Genomic DNA, 17,395 nt, shown 5'->3' with positions numbered 1-17,395 from the left:
AGTGCCTCGCACAACGTGTCACAGATGAATGTTTGTGAGAGAGCCCGAGTCAGAGCGGTGATCTTCAGTGATCAAGCCCGCGGCTGCCGGACGACAACCGGAAGCAGCCTGCTGAAGGTGTTTCGCGTGGCCACCGGGCGGCCCACAGGAGAGCCCCTGGGGTGGTGCGTCAGTCCGACGCGCCGCTGCGCCGGGCGTAGGCGCGGGCGGCACGGACACGGTCGCCGCAGCGGGTGGAGCACCAGTGGCGCCGACCGTGGGTGCGCAGGAGGAACCGGTCGCAGGGGGCGGAGCCGCAGGCGGCGAGGATGTCGGCGTCGGGACCGGTGAGCAGGTCGGCGGCGTCGGCGGCGAGGGTCGCCAGTGCGTGGTTGACGGCCTGGTCGGTGGGGTGCGCCTGGACGCGGCGCAGCCCCTGGGCCCCGTCCCAGGTGAGGAGGGGGGCGGTGGGCACGGCCGTGAGGGCCTCGTTCACCGCGTGCAGGGATTCCTCGGGCGGGGGCGCGCCGACCACGCGCGCGGTGAACAGGGCCCGCACGTGTCCGCGCAGGGTGCGCATCCGCTGGGCGCAGAACTCGTACAGCTGCACCTCTGGGGCGGTCAGGTCGCGAGCGGTGAGCCAGCTCATGGCGGATTCGGGGGCGGCGAGCAGGTCGTAGCTCTGGCCGGCGGGCAGGGTGGCGGCGGTGTCGGCGAAGTCCAGGGAGCGGTACCGGTCGGCACCCGGCGCCGGGGGCAGAGCGGTCGGCGCCACGTCGGTGGCCAGGGTGTCGTCCATGCCTCTCATGGTAGCGCTTGCGTTTTTCCGTGACGCCTGCCTAGCCTGGCATCACGTTAACCGCATGTTTTTTTCGTGAGAAACGGAGATGTGATGTCCCAGCTCAACGCCAGCCAGTTCCCGGTCCGCACGTTCGGCGGTCCGACCGCCCTGTTCGAGTACGGCGGCCTGCGCTTCCTGACCGACCCGACCTTCGACGGCCCCGGCGACTACTCCAGGCCCGGTCGCCCGACCCTGACCAAGACCGCCCCCTCCACCGGCACCCCGGCCGACCTCGGCCGCGTCGACGTGGTCCTGCTCTCGCACGACGAGCACGCCGACAACCTCGACACCTCCGGCCGTGCCCTGCTCGCCATGGTCCCCCTCACCCTGACCACCCCCGGCGGCGGCGAGCGCCTCGGGGCGAAGGCCAAGGGCTTGGCCGACTGGGAGACGGTCGAGCTGGAGCGCCCGGGCGGCGGCACCATCACGGTGACCGGAGTCCCTGCCATCCACGGCCCCGGGGCGCGTGAGGAGGTCGAGCCCTTCGCCGGCCAGGTCGTCGGCTTCGTCCTGACGGGCGAGGGACTGCCGACGGTCTACGTCAGCGGCGACAACGCCTCGCTCGACGCGGTCAGGGAGATCGCCGAGCGCTTCGCCCCGATCGACACCGCCCTCCTGTTCGCCGGCGCCCCCCGCTTCCCCATGGTCTTCGACGGCAACCTGATCGTCCTGGACAGCGCCCAGGCCGCCGAGGCCACCCGGATTCTTGACGCCCGCCGTGTCGTCCCGGTCCACCACGACAGCTGGGCCCACTTCACCGAGGGCCGCGACGAGCTGGAGGCAGCCTTCGCCGCCGCGGGCCTGACCGACCGCCTGGACCAGGACTGGGCGCAGCGCGCCTGAGCCGGACCGCCGCTTAAGGAACCGAGACCTTGCGCCCGGGGTCGGGGCCCGCAGTACACCGGGCCCCGACCCCGGGATCGCCCTTCGCGGCGTCCCCTGCGCCCTGCCAGAACGACCAAGAAGGACCCGATCACATGTCCACCGGACCCGACGCCGACCTCGTGCACCGCTTCTACCAGGCCCTTCAGCAGGGTGACTACGACACGCTCACCGGCATGTTCCACCCGGACTTCGTCTTCTACTCCCAGATCGACAGCCCCCGGCCGGGCGTCGCAGGGTTCATCGACGCGGAGGAGAAGCACCTCGACGCCTTCCCCGGCAACCGTCTGACGGTCCTCGACACCGTCGCCGAAGCGGACAAGGTCGGCGCCTACGTCGTGGTTGAAGGAGACCAGGGCGGCGACCACTACGGCATCCCCCCGCGCGGAGCGCACGTACGGTTTTCCATGTTCAACCTGTTCACGTTCAAGGACGGGAAGATCATCGAGAAGCGGGCCCACTACAACCTGGCCGACATCATGGACCAGCTCACGGCCGGCTCCGCCGCCTGACGACACGGGCCTCGACAGGGCCACACCCTGCACCTCTCCACCGCCGCCCGCCGACGGCACCCGCCTGGAGCGAAACGCTCTCACCCAGACAGCGATCCGGGCCCCGGCGGGAGACGCCAAGAGCTCCTCTACTCCTCGTCGTCCTCATCCAGCCCGAGCCCGGCCGCGTCCGGGTTGCGCAGCGGGCGCAGGGCGCCGGCGGCCGGGGTGGAGGCGGTGAAGCTGTAGCGGCCGAGCACGTTGAGGTTGCGGTGCTTGAGCGGAGAGAGCCGGGCGATGTCCTCGTCCCGCAGCTCGTGTCCCTCGGCGCGGAGCTGGGCGACGGCGGCGTCGATGTACTTCGTGGTCCAGAGCACGATGGCGTTGAGGACCAGGCCGAGAGCGCCGAGCTGGTCCTCCATGCCGTCGCGGTACGCCTGGTGGATGGTGCCGCGCTTGCCGTGGCAGACGTCGCGGGCCAGCTTGTGGCGGGACTCCTGCACGGTGAGCCGGCGGTTCATCTGCCTGCGGTAGGTGTCGTCCACGGGGTCGACCATTCGCATCAGGTGCTCGGTCTTGGCGATCCGCCCGTACTCGGCAAACGCCTGTCCCAGCGGGGTGGGGTGGCCCTCGCGGCCGAACATCCGCAGCAGGTCGTAGGCGCGGACCTGGTTGGTGACCAGGGAGCCCGCGACCCGGAGCATGTCCGGCCACCACGTCTCGATCTTCTTCAGGTTGACGCGGTTGCGGGCGAGCGGCTCCAGCACCCCGTACATGCCCGTCTCCACCCCGGGCATCGCCGCCCGCCAGAACCGCTGGTCGTCCAGGTCCTTGAAGCGGGGGCTGAAGTTGTAGCCCCAGCACGCACACCACGTACGCGTCCCGGTGCACCCCCTGCGGCAGATCGGCGTTCGCGTAGACCGCTTTGCGCCACGCCGGCGGCACCAGCTTCTCGTCCACCTCGCGCGGCAGCAGCGGCTTGTCCTTCACCCGCCGCCGCGCCAGCGCGGGTAGCCGCTTCACCCCGGCGAGCACCCGCGCGCCGCCCGTTGACGCCGCCAGCGCCTTCGACTCGCCCAGCAGCGCCAGGAACGGGCGCACCGTGTTGTAGCGGGTGGTCAGCGCCGCCCGCATCGCGATGTCGGCGGAATCCTCGTCCTCGGGCACCAGGGACACCCCGAGGGCGGCCGCGGTCATCACCGTCTCCCGCGGGGCGACCTCCTCGACCGCCGCCCACAGCGCCGCCGCGTCCAGGTCGGTGCCGTGCGTCTCCACCAGCTCCAGCTCCTCGAACAGCACCTTCGCCGCCCGCGCGAGCGTCCGGGACGCCTTCTCCAGCTGCGGCAGTGTCGACAGGCGCTCCTTCTCCGTCGCCCGCCTCGCGTTGCTGAGCAGCCGGGTCGCCATCAGCACCTGGAACAGGTCCAGGCCTCGTCGATGGCCTTCGCCTCCAGGTGCCGCATCACCGCGGTGAGTATCGCGGTGCGCTTGGGCTCCTCGGCCCGCTCCAGGCTCGCCGCCTTCGACCCCAGCCCGTACCGGGCCGGTGCGGCCAGCCGGTTCGGCGGGACCTGCGAGAGCCTCACCCGGCCCTGACCGAACGCGCCGATCTCATCGACCCGCTCCAGCGACCGGGCGAACGCCGTCCCGATCGTCCGCGTCGGCGGCCGGCGCAACCGTTCCAGCTCCGAGAACCGGGCGCCCTCCGGCGTCACCAGCGTGGCCACCAGGTGCCCGGGCAGCGCCGCGTCCGCCCGGTGCGCGGCTCTGGCGACCGTGGCGTGCAGCCGCTTCTCCGCGACCGCCCGGACCTCCGACACCTTCCGGGCCAGCACGCTCACCCCGGGCAGCAGCACACGGTGCCGACGCAGCCAGCCCACCGCCTGGCTGAGCAGGGCCACCGGCCCCTCGGCGTGCGTCCACGCCCGCCTGTGCAGGAACGTACGGGACTTCCGCCCCCACTCCGCATCGTCGTACTCGTGGTACTCGTACGTGTCCCGGATCTCCCACGCGTGCTCGTACGCCGTCGGCTTGCGCTCGGTGTACTGCTTCACGCAGCTGACGTCCTCGATGCCGAGCTGTTCCACGAGGTACTCCACCACCGCCCACGGAACGTCCAGCGGGTCGTCCGGGAGGAACCGGCCGATGTAGCGCACGGTGCACATCTGGAGAGCGAACCCGAGCCGGTTGTGATCACCGCGCCGCTTCGCGATCAGTTTGCGGTCCTCGTCGTCGAGGAAGAAGAACCGCTCCAGCTCCGGCCGGGTCGGCTCCTCGCAGCCGCTCAACGATCTTCCGCCGAATCCCGGCGCCAAGCTGATCGACTGTGCTAGAAGCCCATGATCACCGGTTTAGCGTTAACCGGTGTACCGCTGTGCCCCAAGGCCGTACTTGTGTGGCGGGCGGATGCCAGGAGGAAGGAGTACCAGCCGATGATCCTCCCGAAGGTCAGGGATCCTCGCTTCGTGACGGTCCGCCGCGGCGGAATCCTCACTGATCCGGATCATCACCTCCTCGCCCTTTGGGCTGCGGCTTGCGCGGAGCACGTCCTCGACCTCTTCGAGTCGGCTCAGCCTGAGGATCCACGACCGCGCCAGGCGATCGAGCATGCCCGCGCCTGGGTGCGTGGTGAGGTCAAGATGATGCAGGCCCGCGCGGCGGGCGGGCATGCTATGGGCGCGGCTCGAGACCTGCGTGGCGCGGCACGGCATGCCGCTTATGCCGCCGGTCAGGCCGCAGTCGTCGCACATGTCGCCGCGCACGAGCTCGGTGCGGCTGCCTATGCGATCAAGGCCGTACGCGCTGCCGCGCCGAAAGGCGAGAGCGAGGCCGCAGGGCGACGCGAGTGCCAGTGGCAGCGCGACCAGCTCCCGGAGGCGATTCGCGAGCTCGTTCTGGACGACCAGCGGTTGCGGAACGACATCTGCTGGTCGGTGTTCGACTGCTGAGGCTGCTTCACCGGCGGCTTGCCCAAGGCGCGACACCCAGTCCCGTGGGTCGTGTGGCGGCACGGCCGCTGTCACCGCTGTGGCTCCTTCCGCTGTCGGTGATCGAGGGCGCGGTGGCCCTGTGCTGCGTGGCGCCCGGTGCTGTCGGGCCCGGACGCGGCTCGGGCACGTCTCTTGCAGCGGGGCGGGGTCAGCGGGCGAGGGAGACGGCGAAGGGGGTGAAGCCGTGGCGGCGCAGGACGTGGGGGACGACGAGGATCATGGCTTCTGTCGCGCGGGCGGTGGTGATGTCGCCGAGGTCTTCGATCCAGTCGGTCTGCCAGCCCAGGTCGCCCAGGAGGATGGTGACGGTCTTCTTGGCCTGCTCGTCGTTTCCGGAGAGGTAGGCGGTGGGCGGGATGGTCAGTTCTCCGGGGGCGGTCATGACCGTGAACAGCATGGTGTTGAGGGTCTTGACGACGTGGGTGTCGGGCAGGGCGTTCTGGAGGTGTTCGGCCAGGCTGCTGCCCGGGTGGCACAGCTCACCGGGCAGGCCGTCGTCGGCGTCGCGGGTGGCGTTGGAGACATCGATGAGGATCTTGCCGGCGAGTTCGGCCCGCAGGGAGGTGAGCCGTTCCAGGGTGGTGTCGCCGGGGGTGGCGTTGATGACTATGTCCGCGCCGCGGGCGGTGGTGGAGTGATCGGCGTAGCGGAACGTGGTGCCGTCAGCGGGCGGCGTGTCCCTGCCGTCGCCGTTCTTACGGCGGCCGACGGTGACGTCATGTCCCGCCGCGCTGAGGGCGCGGGCGAGGTTGGTGCCGACGCGGCCGGCGCCCAGGATTCCGATGCTGGTCATGGGGTCTTCCTTGAGGTCTGAGGTGGGAGGGCCAGGGTGGCTCTGAGGGCCAGGGGGTCAAATCGAGGCGAGGACGTCGAGCGCGGCGGTGTGGACGTGGGGGGCCGCGGCCAGGAAGTCGCGGCTGGCCGCGTTCCAGGGCTTGCCGTCCAGGTCGGTGACGGTGCCTCCGGCCTCGGTGACCAGCAGGGCGCCGGCGACGAGACCGGAACGGACGTCGGAGAACTGCCAGAAGGCGTCCATGCGTCCGGCGGCGACGTGGATGAGCTGCAGCGTCGCCGGGACGGACACGCGCACGACGAGACCGGCGGTGAGCATGGCGGTAACCGATGCGCCGATGCGGCGGAAGGTGTCGGTGCTCTCGCCGGGCCGGGCCTGGCCGGTGCCGACCAGCGCGGCGCCCAGGTCGTTCTTCGCCGACACGGTCAGGGTCCGGCCGTTGAGGTGGGCGCCGCCGCCCGCGGTGGCGGTGTAGGTGTCGCCGGTCAGCGGGAGGTGGACGACCGTGAGAACGGGCTGGTTGTCGCGCACCAGGGTGGCGGTGACGCCCCAGTCCGGCATGCCGTGGACGTGGTTGATGTTGCCCTCGGCCGGGTCGACGACCCACCACTCGCCCGCCGGGAGCGCCCCGCCGGCCAGCTCGTCCTCCGCCCACTGCGACCCCGGCCTCGCCCGGAGCAGCGGCTCGCGCATCACGGCGAGGACCGCGTCGTCGTTCGCGTGGATCTCGCCGACGACCTCCTCCAGGCTCACGCCCCGGGCATGGGTCGTGTAGCGCTCCCGCAGGGTGACTCCGGCGTCCTCCACCACAGCGGTCACCGCGGACAGGAGCGTGGCGTCGAGGTCGAAAGGCATGGCTGTGCTCATGGCGCACTCCTTGGATTCGGTGGAAGCGGGGGTGTTTCGGAAGCTGTTCTCCGCCCCGCATCTCGAAGGTAGGAGCTACGGCAGTTAACAACAAGTGCATGGTTGTCACTTGTAAAGTGACTGCCATGCAACTGGATCTGAACCTGCTCACCGCCCTGGACGCACTCCTGGAGGAAGGAAGTGTCCAAGGTGCCGCGGCCCGCCTCCACGTCACCTCCCCGGCGATGAGCCGCTCCCTGAGCCGTATCCGCAAGGCGACCGGTGACCAGATCCTGGTCCGCACCGGACGCCACATGACGCCCACCACCCGCGCCCTGGCCATGCGCACCCAGGTCCACGCCCTGGTACAGCAGGCTCAACACCTGCTGTCTGCTCAGACGGAACTCGACCTGGCGACTCTGGAGCGGGTGTTCACCGTCCGCTGGCACGACGCCCTCGCCTCCACCTGCGGGACCGCCCTGATCGCCGCGGTGCACCGTCAGGCCCCCGGGGTGCAGGTCCGGCTGACCGCCGAGCCCGGCGACGACACCCCCCAGCTGCGTCGCGGCGAGGTCGACCTCGCCTCCAGTGCCGGCCCGCCGTCCCTGCCCGACATCCGTCACCGCCTCGTCGGCCGCGACCGGCTCGTCCTCGCGGTCCGCGCGGGCCACGCCCTCACCGAACAGCCCGTGACCGCCGAGAGGTACGCGGCGGCCGGTCACGTCATCGTGTCCCGGCGCGGAAGCCTCCACGACCGGATCGATGACGAATTGACCGCACTCGGCCACGAGCGCCGCGTCATCGCCTCCGCCCCCACCACGGCCACCGCCCTGCAACTCGCCCGCGAGACCGACCTCGTGGTCACCCTCCCCGACGCGGCCACCCGTTCCGCCCGCCACCAGCTCGGCCTGACCACCCTGCCGCTGCCCGTCGACCTGCCCGACGTACCCCTTCACCTGCTCTGGCACCAGCGCCACGACAACGACCCCGCCCACGCCTGGCTACGCGAAACAGCCACCCGAACCCTCCAGGCCCTGTTCACCCCGTCCTAGCTCGACTCTGTCGGGATCTTGGAGTTCGGCGCTGCGCCGGCTTGATCAGCGGGCATGTTCGGGGCTGTTTCGAAGGCCGCGCAGTTGTCCCGTGTGCCGGGCGCCCGGTCTCTCACCGTCAGACGCGTTCCGCCATGACGCACGTCTGCCGACAACAGACGCCCACATCGGCAAGGAGGTGTCAGTGCGGCGCAGGTCCTCTCCGACGGCAAGGCTGGCCCCCTGCTAGGAGGACGGCCGAGGTCCAGATGCTGCCGAACTGCCGATCAGGTTCCCGGGTGCAGCCCGAGCCAACCCGGCGAAGGGTCGCCCTTGACCTCGCCGAAGTACAGGGCGAAGGTCTGCTTCCAGCGCTCGACGGCGGCGCGGTCGGCCATGAAGCGGGGGAAGCCGTCGAGGTTGCCGTTCGGGTACTGCCAGATGGGCTTCAGGCCCGTCGGCGGGGTGACGTCGGTGCGGACCGACCAGCCGTTGGTGGCGGCCTGCTGCTGCTCGGTGGACAGCCGCCAGTTGAGGTAGAGCTTGGCAGCGGTCGGGTTCTTGGCCCGCTTCAGGATCGCGGCCCGCTGCCCCCAGGACATGAACTGCGTCGCCGCGTCGGGGAGCACCCACTTGACGGCCCCGGTCGCCAGGGCCGCACCGGAGCCACCGACGCCGATCGCCTTCTGCCCGCTGGTGACGGCGTCTCTCGGGGTGTAGCTGCCGCGGGCGAACTGGACGTCCTGGGCCGCCAGTCGGGCCAGCCACTCCCAGCCGTACTTCTCCGCGTAGAGCGTGTAGAGGTAGAGGACCGCGTCGTCGTCGTGCGGGTAGGAAGAGGCTATTTGCCCCTTCCACTTCGCGTCGACGAGGTCCAGTGGGCTGCGCGGTGCGTCCGAACCGACCGCCGCCGGACCGTACATGTAGCTGAAGGCGCTCACCTGGACGGCGACCCATGCGCCGTGCGGGTCCTTGAAGGGGGCGTACACCTTCGAGTAGCCGGCCGGCTTGTAGGCCAGCAGACGGCCCTGCTGCTTCCAGCGGACGAAGTCCTGCACGGTCTGCAGCTGTACGACGTCGGGCACGAGGGTGTCGGTGGCGAACTGGTTGTCCACGCGGACGTCGTGGAACTTGCTGTAGTCGACGACGACCGTCAGATCGATGTCCGGGAAGCGACTCCTGAAGCCGCTTCGGAGGCCGTCCGCCTGCGAGGAGACGTCACCGCCTGCGTAGATGACGAGCTTGCCGCCCTCGGTGAGAGCCGCCTGGTGCAGCTCGTCGAGCGTCCTCGTCTCCTCGGCTCCTGCCGTTGAACCGGGGCCGGGGGATGCTGCGGCGGGCAGGGCGGTGGCGGCAAACGACCGAGGCCGAGGGCGGCGCCCGCTCCGGTGGCGAGCAGGTGGCGGCGACTGGGCAGTTCGGTCATGTGGGGGAACTTTTCTGACTGAGAGGTAGAAGGGCGCTGGGTGGCAGCGGCGGACCGAGACAGGTGCGGTGAGTACCCGGAGGGGGTGACGAGTCCGTCGCCTGACCGGCATCAGCGGGGCCCCAGGTCGCGGGTCCCGCCACCGCAGCTCCGGGTTGCTGCCGGTCAACTCCACGGCGCGGGAAGCTCCGCCGCGCAGTGGGCCGTTCCCGCGGCGGGCCGAGGACCCGAGGGGCATCCGCACTCGATCCCGGCGCGGATGCCACCGCGGAGTCAGAACATCGTGTTGTCGTTGGCGCTCTTTTCCGGCACTTCCTGGATCACGTCCCAGTGCTCGACGATCTTCCCGTCGACGACGCGCCAGAAGTCGGCGACGGCCATGCTGCGGTCGCCGGGCTTGAGGTGCAGGTTGCTGTGGGTGATCACCACTGCGCCTCGGGGTTGTGCTGGATATAGGTCGACCCGAGGTGGGCTTCGGCGGCCTGTTCCGGCTGGCAGTCGTTGAAGGCCTGCTCAATAGAAGGCGATGACGAGCGCCTTGTTGTCGTCGGCCGACATGCCGTTCTCCTGCCATGCGGATGAAACGGAAACGCGTCAGCCGGTCATGGCATCGCGGACGAGGGCCGTGTCGACGAACTGCTCGAAGCGGACGATGAGTCCGCCGCGTACGACGAAGTGGTGTGCGACCCGCACGTTGATCCGCTTGCCGGTGGCCTTGTTGGCCGCGGTGTAGCGGGCGAGGACGACGACGTTCTCGCCGTCGACGACGTAGGTGTCGTCGTGGGCGGTCCAGCCGTCCCAGTCCTTGCCGAGCTGTTCCATCACGTTCGACGTGACGCCGTCGGGAGTGCGGTAGGTGCCGGCCAGCGGGAAGCCGGCCATCTCGGTCCACTCCACGTCCGGGGCGAGGGTGGCGCGCAGGGCCGCCAGGTCTCCCGCGGCGGATGCCAGGTACTGGCGCCGTACGACGTCGGCGGGGGCGGTGGAGGTGGCGAACTCGCTCATGGTCAGCCCCACTTCATCTCGCCCTTGGCGACCTTCGCACCGATCTGGGCGGCGATCAGCATGCCGTTGTCCGGGTAGCGGGCCACCAGCGCCTCCGTGAGCGCGGCACCGTCGGCCGCCTTGGCGAGCTCCTCCTCGAAGGCGAGGAGGTAGGCGCGGGTGGCGGTGATGGCGGAGGCGTCGGCGGGGGTGCCGGGCAGGCGGTGGCCGGGCACGACGAGCTGCGGGTCGAGGGCGGCCATCTCGTCGAGCAGGTCGATCCAGGCTGCGCGGGACTCCGGAGTGGCGGTGTCGGCGACCCAGACGTGCTCCTGCTGGAAGAGCAGGACCCCGCCGAGCAGGGCGCGGGACTCCGCCTGCCACAGGTAGTGACGGTCGGGCAGACCCGCGGAGCCGCCCTTGAGTTCGAAGCGGTGGCCTTCCAGGGTGAGGTCGCCGGTGAGCGGCTGGAGGTCGACCAGGCGGGTGGGCAGGTTCGGGCCCAGCGCCGCCCACGCCTTGAGCTTGCCCTCGTAGGAGTGCTGGATGTGCTCGATGACGATCGGCGTGGCGACGAAGACGGCGTCGGGGAAGGCGTCGGCGATCACCTCGGCGCCGAAGTAGAAGTCGGGGTCGGCGTGGGAGACGAAGACGGTGGTGAGCTTCTTGCCGGAGTCGAGGATCTCGGCGGCCAGGCGGTGGCCGTCGGCGCGGGTGAAGGCGGCGTCCACCAGCAGGGCCTCCTGCTCGCCGGTGACGAGGGTGGCCGTCTTGTTCTTGCTGCCGGCGGGAAAGTCGAGGTCGAGGACCTTGAAGTCGAGGGCGCTCATGCTCGTAGCTCCTTGGGGGGTGGAGGATTGCGGGGTCAGTTGAGGCTTGCGAGACGCCGGTCCACCTCGTCGGCGGTGGCGTGTCCGCGGGCCAGGGGGACGGCGCGCTCGCCGTCGAGGGCGAGCAGGGTGGGGAAGCCGGTGACACCCAGTTCGGCGGTGCGGCGGAAGTCGGCGCGGGCCGCGCTCTGCGCCGCGGGTGCTTCGAAGGCGGCGACGACGGCATCCGGGTCGAGCCCGGCCGCCTGGGCGACCGTCCCGTAGGTGGCCGGGTCGGACAGGCTCAGGCCGTCGACGTAGAAGGCATGCTGCAAGGCGGTGGCCAGCTCCGCCGCGCGGTCGGGGGCCACCTGACGCACGGCTGCGACGCCACGGGCGGCGGCCTCGGAGTCCATGACGAAGGAACCGTCGGCGATGAGCCGCTCGTAGGCCTCGCCGAACTCGGCGCCGGTCAGCTCCGTGATCTGGGCGTTGGCCCCCTGGACGTAGCCGAACTCACAGATCGGGACCCGGCGGTCGCCGGTGAACAGGCCGCCGGAGACGACCTCGACCGGCAGGTCGGGGTGGCGCGTGACGATTTCGCGCAAGGTCGCGGTGAATCCGTGCGACCAGCCGCAATAGGCGTCGAAGATGTAGACGAGCTTCATCGAAGACCTCGGCAGAGAGGGGCGCCCGCCGATTGCGAGCGGTTCACCTGATCAAACAATACCTGACTCGTCAGATATTTCTGGACCCGTGTGATCCGGGGCACATGCGAGCACTCAATGCCATTAGATCTGCGCTACCGCCGGTCCGCAGGTCAGGGAATCGAGGCGGCGGTACGTCCCGGGCTGTGGCCGAGGGTGCGCAAATCCTCCCGGCAGCGCGTACGGCTGTGACTCTGCCCGCGCGTCACGAGATCTGCGCGACGGCCCGCGTGGGAAGCCCCCTGCCACTCGGTTTCGCATCGCGATCACGAGGTGACAGGAGGCCCTTCGCCCCACCGTTCAGTTGATGCGGACGATCTTCCAGAGCTGGTCGTCGATGGTCAGGTCGTTCCACTGCACGACTGCCGCGCCGTTGGCGGTGGAGGACTGGGCGACGGCGGCGTTGAAACCGCTGCCGACGTTCTTGAGTTTGTAGTAGCCGTTGCCCGCGTCGGTGAGGGTCCATTTCTGTGAGTTCGCGGTGGACGGCGTGTTCTGGACGACGGCGGCTCCGGCAGCGGTGGAGCCGCTACGGATGTCCAGGTTCAGGTTGCTGTTGGCGTTCTTGATGGTCCAGGCTCCGCCGCCGGCGGACCGGAAGGTGTACAGCTGGCAGAAGCAGGCCGAGTTCTGCCACTGCTGGACTGCCGTGTTGGTGGCGGTCGAGCCCTGCGGGATGTCCAGGTACTTCCCGCTGTTCTTGTTGACGAGGACGTACTGCCCGGTGCCCAGCGCCGGCAGAGCGGTCTGGGTGACGTTCCAGCGCTGGCAGGCGCAGCTGGTGGCGCTCCACTGGCCGGCGGCAGTACCGGTGGCGGTGGAGGCGTTCGGGATCTCCAGGTACTTGCCGGTCACGCGGTTGGTGAGGCTGTAACCGCCGGCCGGGTTCGGGGCGACGGCCCACTCGTGGTCCAGGGTGCCGTTGTCGTCCCACTGGAGAATCTTCGCTCCGTCGGCGGTGGACTGGTTCTCCACACCGAGGACCTTGCCGCTGGCGACGTTGAGGATCTTGAAGTAGCCGGAGCTCTGCTGCACGAAGCGCCACTGCTGGTCGGTGGCGTTGTCGGCGGTCTGCTGGGTGGCGTTCGTGCCGTTGGTGGCGGAGCCGCCCGCGATGCTCAGCTGGAGGTTGCTGCCCGCGTTCGACACGGTGTAGGTGGCACCGTCCGAGATGCCGCCGCCCAGGTCGATGGTGCTGTAGGTGACGGGGTTGGAGAGGTTGGGGCCACCGCTGCCGCCGCTGAGCACGAGCAGGCTGTGGCCGTCGGACAGGGGCACCATGCCGCGGCTGTAGCCGCCGGCGACGTTGGAGCTGATGCGCGTCCAGGTGTTCGCGGCACCGTTCTGGGTGTTCAGGAACAGGTCGCTGGTGCTGTAGGCGCTGACGACCAGCGTGCCGTTGGGACCGCCCGTGGGCAGCCACGTGATGTACGGCGTGCTGGTGGGTATCGTGCCGTCCGTCGCCTGCAGGGGAATGCCCGTGACGGAGTTGAAGGCCTCCGGGTCGGCGGAGATCTTGTAGTAGACGGCGAAGTTGCCCGAGGGCGAGCCGCCGTACTCGTACGTCATGACGTAGTTGCCGTTGGGCAGCTTCGCGACGGTGGGCATGCCCGGGCGCTGGCTGTAGGTGGGCATCGCCACGTCGTCCACGACCGGACCCCAGGTGTGCAGGTCGGTGGTGACCTGATGCACGACCTTCTGGCCGTGGGCGGGGTCGCGCTGGTCGGAGTAGTAGACGATCAGCTTGCCGTTGGCGTAGAGGAAGAACGGCTCCCACACGGGGGTGTTGCCGTTCGTGTCGTACGCCTTGCCGCCGGTGGCGATGTTGCCGGCGAAGGTCCAGGTCTGTCCGCGGTCGGTGCTGGCGTAGACGTCGATCTTGATGGCCGAGCGGTCGGAGGGAACCGAGGCTCCGGCGGCCAGGATGGTCCCGGCCGGGAAGTCGCCCACCGCCGCGGGCAGTTCGAACAGCTCGGGCTCCCAGCGCATGCCCCAGCCGTTCTGCGTGTCGGCGACCTCGGAGATCTTCGACCAGGAGTTGCCGTTGTCCGTACTGCGGTAGATCGGGAGGACCGGCGTGCCGGTGGTGTACTGCTCGAACGTCGCGAGGATGGTGCCGTTGGCGGAGCCGTTGTGCTGCATCCGCACCGCCCGCGGGTAGAGCGCCCCGGGCGAGGGCGCACCCGCCGGCGGGGTGTACATGGTCTGCGCGGGACGCGCCAGGGCGTCCGCCCGGCCGGCGGGTACGACCATGGTCAGCACCGAGACGAGCAGGATGAAGGCCAGGGTGAAGAAGGAGACGGGACGGGAACGCGGAGCGGCGCCGGGTCTGGCGCCTGTGCGGGCAAGGGACATTGCGGCTCCCAGGGGAAGGGGAAGGTGTGTTTCGGTGTCCGCCGGCTCGGAGTGACGCGGCGGGGTTTGTTGGGCGCGTGGCCCGGGGACAGCCGGGCGACACGGCCGGGCGCGGCACGCGGGCCGCGCAGGCCGCGGGGGCGCGGCGCGACAAGCGCGGAAGGGCGGAGGTGGGGTGCCCCGGCGGGGGGTGTGCCGGGGCAGTGACACGAGGGGGTGGGGTGGGTCAGGGGGAGGGCGGCGGTGCTGTCGAGCCGCGGACGACGAGTTCGACGGGTGGGTCGTTCGCCGGCGGCAGTTCGGTGTCGGGCTTCTCGATGGCGTGGAGGAGAAGCCGGATTCCTTCGCTCGACGCGGCCTCGAAAGGCTGACGGACGGTGGTCAGCGGCGGGGAGACGTAGGCGAACACAGGGTTGCCGTCGAAACCGACGACGCTGACGTCTTCCGGCACCCGGCGACCGCTTTCCCGCAGGCCGTGGATCAGGCCGATCGCCATCTCGTCGCCCGCGGCGAACACCGCTGTCACTAAACGGTCCGAGGCCAGCCCGAGGCCCGCGGCATACCCGGAGGCCGCCGACCAGTCACCGTTCAGCACGGGGGGCTCGTGCGCGCCCCGGTCCGCCAGCGCGGCCTGCCATCCCTCGATACGGTCCTTGGTGGCGTACCACCGCCGCGGCCCCGCGAGGTGGTGGACGGTCGCATGCCCCAGGTCCAGCAGGTGTTCCGTGGCCGCGCGTGCCAGCTCGTGGGCGCCCACGCCGACGGTCAGTGTCCGGGTGGCGCTGAAGGCGGGTGGGGCTCCGACGAAGAGGACCGGCACGTCGACGCCGAGCGGGACTTCGCCCTCGACGACGGGTACGGAGACGACGATGCCGTCCACGCCCTGCTCCAGGAGCGATTCCAGTGCGGCGGCGATGCTTCGCGGGTCGCCGTCCGGGGTGTTGACCACGCGCAGCGCGTAGCCGGCGTCCCGTACGGCCTGTTCGATGCCCACGAGCAGGGAGGCGGTTCCGTACCCGGCGGTTGCCAGCGCGACCACACCGATGGACCGGGTACGGCCGGAGGCCAGTGCCCTGGCCGCGTGATTCAGGCGGTAGCCGAGTTCCTCGGCGGCCGCCAGGACGCGTCGGCGGGACTCCTCGGAGACGTACGGCTCGTTGTTGAGGACCCGGGAGACCGTCTTGCGCGAGACGCCGGCGAGCCTGGCCACGTCCTCACTACGCGGCGCGGAGGAGCCCGCACCGCGCTCCAGCCCAGTTGTCATGACGTCTCCCATGGCCGTGCGTTCTTCATCGAACGAGGTCAAACTACATGACCGCGCGGTCTGACCGCGCGGTCAATGTGTACGCATCCGCCTGGCGCACGTCAAGGGTTCATGCAACGTCGCTTGCTTCCGGCGGGACGGCATCGATACCTGCGGGCCAGCGGAGCGAGGCGCTCGAGCCGTCCGAGGAAGGCGTGACCGTGAGGCAATCCTGCAGGTCAATCGCCAATTGGGGACCCCGGGACGGTTCGATGACCAGCCATGTCGACCCCGTCCGCCCCGCCCGGATGCCGGCAGATGGGACTTACGGCCGGATCCGCCCCGTCATGGATTACCGGACGGAAAGTCTTGACAGCGAGTCCACGCAGCATTCACGCTTCCTGGCGTCCGACGATCGTGTTTGTTCGATCGTGTTGGATTCCGGCTCGCGACCGACCTCCAAACGGTCCCTCGACGACCCGCCCTCCGTCATACCCCCGTCCGACTGACGTGCCATACCGGCGTACCGCCAGCCCTGTAGGAGCCGAAATGCACCGTTCTTCCCCCGGTCAGCCCATGTCCGGAACCAGCCGCCGCACCGTGCTCCGCGGACTCGGCGGAGCCGCGGTCCTGGGCGCCGGCCTCCCCCTGCTGAGCGCCTGCGCCGGCAGTTCCGGCTCGTCGGACACCAAGACCGTCACCGTCGGCTCCAACGCGTCCGACGCGGTCCCGAAGAAGGCGTACGGCGACGTCTACGCGGCCTTCACGAAGCAGTCCGGCATCAACGTGGCCATCAACACCAAGGACCACAACACCTTCCAGGAGCAGATCAACTCCTACCTCCAGGGCACGCCGGACGACGTGTTCCAGTGGTTCGCCGGCTACCGGATGCAGTTCTTCGCGGCCAAGGGTCTGGCCACCGCGATCGACGACGTGTGGAAGACGATCGGCGGCAACTTCCCGTCGGCGATGCACGACCTGAGCAAGGGTCAGGACGGCAAGTACTACCTGGTGCCGCTGACCACGTCGCCGTGGGCGGTCTTCTACCGCAAGAGCGTCTTCCAGAAGTACGGCTACGAGGTCCCGACCACGTGGGACGCATACGTCGCCCTGTGCAAGCAGATGAAGAAGGACGGCCTCGTCCCGATCGCGTACGGCGACAAGGACGCCTGGCCGGCGATGGGCTCCTTCGACCAGATCAACTTCCGCCTCAACGGCTACGACTTCCACGTCGAGCTGATGGCGGGCAAGGCCGCGTGGACCGACGCGAAGGTCCGCAAGGTCTTCGACACCTGGGCCGAGACCCTCCCCTACCACCAGGAGGGCGCGGTGGGCCGTACCTGGCAGGACGCCGCTCAGACGCTGGTGGCGAAGAAGGCCGGCATGTATATGCTCGGCATGTTCGTGGCCGAGCAGTTCACCAACAAGGCGGACCTGGACGACCTCGACTTCTTCGCCTTCCCCGCGATCGACCCGGCGTACGGGCAGGACACCGTCGAGGCGCCGACCGACGGCATCATGCTCAGCAAGGAGCCCAAGAACCACGCCGGTTCGGTCAAGCTGCTCGAATTCCTGGGCACGCCGCAGGCCGAGGAGACCTACCTCAAGGCCGACCCGAGCCTGATCGCCGCCTCCTCGAAGGCCGACACCTCCGCCTACAGCGCCCTTCAGAAGAAGGCGTACGAGATGATCAGCGGCGCGAAGCACCTCACGCAGTTCATGGACCGGGACAGCCGGCCCGACTTCACCTCGACGGTGATGCAGCCGGCGCTGCAGAAGTTCGTCCGCGACCCCAAGGGGATCGACAGCCTGCTGTCCTCGATCGAGCGCCAGAAGAAGACGATCTTCGCGTCCGGCTGAGACCGACCCCCTTCTGAAGCGGATGAACACCGACACCATGAGCTCCGAAACAACGACGAAGCCCCCGGAGGCGGCCGCAGTGCCGCCTTCGGGCCCCGCGCCGGTCAGCAAGCGGGTCCCGCGCGGGCACCGGCGCCTGCTGACCCGCCGTGACCGCA

At 69.9% G+C, this 17,395-nt stretch carries 16 protein-coding genes and 1 pseudogene; 5 read left to right on the top strand and 12 right to left on the bottom strand.

The window, feature by feature from the left end; all coding sequences use genetic code 11:
• Positions 1-169 precede the first annotated feature (169 nt).
• On the bottom strand, positions 170-778 hold the full coding sequence (locus tag ACZ39I_RS41495) for an ABATE domain-containing protein (protein WP_467250897.1): 609 nt from the start codon (positions 776-778) through the stop codon (positions 170-172).
• Positions 779-871: 93 nt separating this feature from the next.
• Between ACZ39I_RS41495 and ACZ39I_RS41490 the strand changes: the two genes are divergently transcribed.
• Both ACZ39I_RS41490 and ACZ39I_RS41485 read left to right on the top strand, forming a co-directional pair.
• Positions 872-1,663 (top strand): MBL fold metallo-hydrolase, encoded by a 792-nt coding sequence (locus ACZ39I_RS41490; RefSeq protein WP_467250895.1) that lies wholly within the window; start codon positions 872-874, stop codon positions 1,661-1,663.
• Between the two features lie 134 nt (positions 1,664-1,797).
• A complete protein-coding gene (locus tag ACZ39I_RS41485; protein ID WP_467250893.1) occupies positions 1,798-2,214 on the top strand; it encodes an ester cyclase in 417 nt (138 codons plus the stop codon).
• Between the two features lie 128 nt (positions 2,215-2,342).
• On the opposite strand, the gene ACZ39I_RS41480 is transcribed toward ACZ39I_RS41485, so the two are convergent.
• Together ACZ39I_RS41480 and ACZ39I_RS41475 are read right to left on the bottom strand one after the other, a co-directional pair.
• Positions 2,343-3,098 (bottom strand): Tn3 family transposase, encoded by a 756-nt coding sequence (locus tag ACZ39I_RS41480; protein WP_467250918.1) that lies wholly within the window; start codon positions 3,096-3,098, stop codon positions 2,343-2,345.
• A gap of 501 nt (positions 3,099-3,599) precedes the next feature.
• On the bottom strand, positions 3,600-4,481 hold the full coding sequence (locus ACZ39I_RS41475) for a DUF4158 domain-containing protein (protein WP_467250892.1): 882 nt from the start codon (positions 4,479-4,481) through the stop codon (positions 3,600-3,602).
• Between the two features lie 144 nt (positions 4,482-4,625).
• Here ACZ39I_RS41475 and ACZ39I_RS41470 point away from each other — a divergent pair, with 144 nt between their 5' ends.
• Positions 4,626-5,141 carry a putative immunity protein gene (locus ACZ39I_RS41470; RefSeq protein WP_467250890.1) on the top strand — a complete coding sequence of 172 codons (516 nt, stop codon included), beginning with the start codon at positions 4,626-4,628 and terminating at the stop codon, positions 5,139-5,141.
• A 190-nt stretch (positions 5,142-5,331) separates the two neighbouring features.
• Here the strand turns inward: ACZ39I_RS41470 and ACZ39I_RS41465 are convergent, their stop codons facing one another.
• Both ACZ39I_RS41465 and ACZ39I_RS41460 read right to left on the bottom strand, forming a co-directional pair.
• On the bottom strand, positions 5,332-5,976 hold the full coding sequence (locus ACZ39I_RS41465) for an NADPH-dependent F420 reductase (RefSeq protein ID WP_467250888.1): 645 nt from the start codon (positions 5,974-5,976) through the stop codon (positions 5,332-5,334).
• A 57-nt stretch (positions 5,977-6,033) separates the two neighbouring features.
• The gene (locus ACZ39I_RS41460) at positions 6,034-6,843 is read right to left on the bottom strand and encodes an inositol monophosphatase family protein (RefSeq protein WP_467250886.1); all 810 of its coding nucleotides are present in this window, start codon (positions 6,841-6,843) and stop codon (positions 6,034-6,036) included.
• A 125-nt stretch (positions 6,844-6,968) separates the two neighbouring features.
• Here ACZ39I_RS41460 and ACZ39I_RS41455 point away from each other — a divergent pair, with 125 nt between their 5' ends.
• Positions 6,969-7,874: a LysR family transcriptional regulator gene (locus ACZ39I_RS41455; RefSeq protein ID WP_467250884.1), complete on the top strand. Its 906-nt coding sequence runs from the start codon at positions 6,969-6,971 to the stop codon at positions 7,872-7,874.
• 266 nt (positions 7,875-8,140) lie between these two features.
• On the opposite strand, the pseudogene ACZ39I_RS41450 reads toward ACZ39I_RS41455, so the two are convergent.
• The 7 genes and pseudogenes from ACZ39I_RS41450 to ACZ39I_RS41420 all read right to left on the bottom strand — a co-directional run bounded on the left by ACZ39I_RS41450 (position 8,141) and on the right by ACZ39I_RS41420 (position 15,398).
• Positions 8,141-9,279: pseudogene (locus tag ACZ39I_RS41450) on the bottom strand (ABC transporter substrate-binding protein).
• Between the two features lie 273 nt (positions 9,280-9,552).
• Positions 9,553-9,705, bottom strand: a complete 153-nt coding sequence (locus ACZ39I_RS41445; RefSeq protein ID WP_467250882.1) for a nuclear transport factor 2 family protein — start codon at positions 9,703-9,705, stop codon at positions 9,553-9,555.
• Between the two features lie 168 nt (positions 9,706-9,873).
• The gene (locus tag ACZ39I_RS41440; protein WP_352392205.1) at positions 9,874-10,284 is read right to left on the bottom strand and encodes a nuclear transport factor 2 family protein; all 411 of its coding nucleotides are present in this window, start codon (positions 10,282-10,284) and stop codon (positions 9,874-9,876) included.
• Between the two features lie 2 nt (positions 10,285-10,286).
• Positions 10,287-11,093 carry an MBL fold metallo-hydrolase gene (locus ACZ39I_RS41435; protein ID WP_467250880.1) on the bottom strand — a complete coding sequence of 269 codons (807 nt, stop codon included), beginning with the start codon at positions 11,091-11,093 and terminating at the stop codon, positions 10,287-10,289.
• A gap of 35 nt (positions 11,094-11,128) precedes the next feature.
• Positions 11,129-11,740 carry a DsbA family protein gene (locus ACZ39I_RS41430; RefSeq protein ID WP_467250878.1) on the bottom strand — a complete coding sequence of 204 codons (612 nt, stop codon included), beginning with the start codon at positions 11,738-11,740 and terminating at the stop codon, positions 11,129-11,131.
• A 339-nt stretch (positions 11,741-12,079) separates the two neighbouring features.
• Positions 12,080-14,134 (bottom strand): RICIN domain-containing protein, encoded by a 2,055-nt coding sequence (locus ACZ39I_RS41425; protein ID WP_467250876.1) that lies wholly within the window; start codon positions 14,132-14,134, stop codon positions 12,080-12,082.
• A gap of 226 nt (positions 14,135-14,360) precedes the next feature.
• Entirely contained in the window at positions 14,361-15,398 is a 1,038-nt protein-coding gene (locus ACZ39I_RS41420; RefSeq protein WP_467250874.1) for a LacI family DNA-binding transcriptional regulator, read from the bottom strand.
• A 528-nt stretch (positions 15,399-15,926) separates the two neighbouring features.
• Here ACZ39I_RS41420 and ACZ39I_RS41415 point away from each other — a divergent pair.
• Positions 15,927-17,237, top strand: coding sequence for an ABC transporter substrate-binding protein (locus tag ACZ39I_RS41415; protein ID WP_467250872.1), 1,311 nt, complete (start codon positions 15,927-15,929; stop codon positions 17,235-17,237).
• Positions 17,238-17,395: the final 158 nt, after the last annotated feature.

This window comes from Streptomyces sp. NPDC024687, from assembly GCF_055559055.1.
The sequence above is the reverse complement of the archived record's forward strand: the minus strand, read 5'-3'. Positions and strand labels throughout refer to the sequence as shown.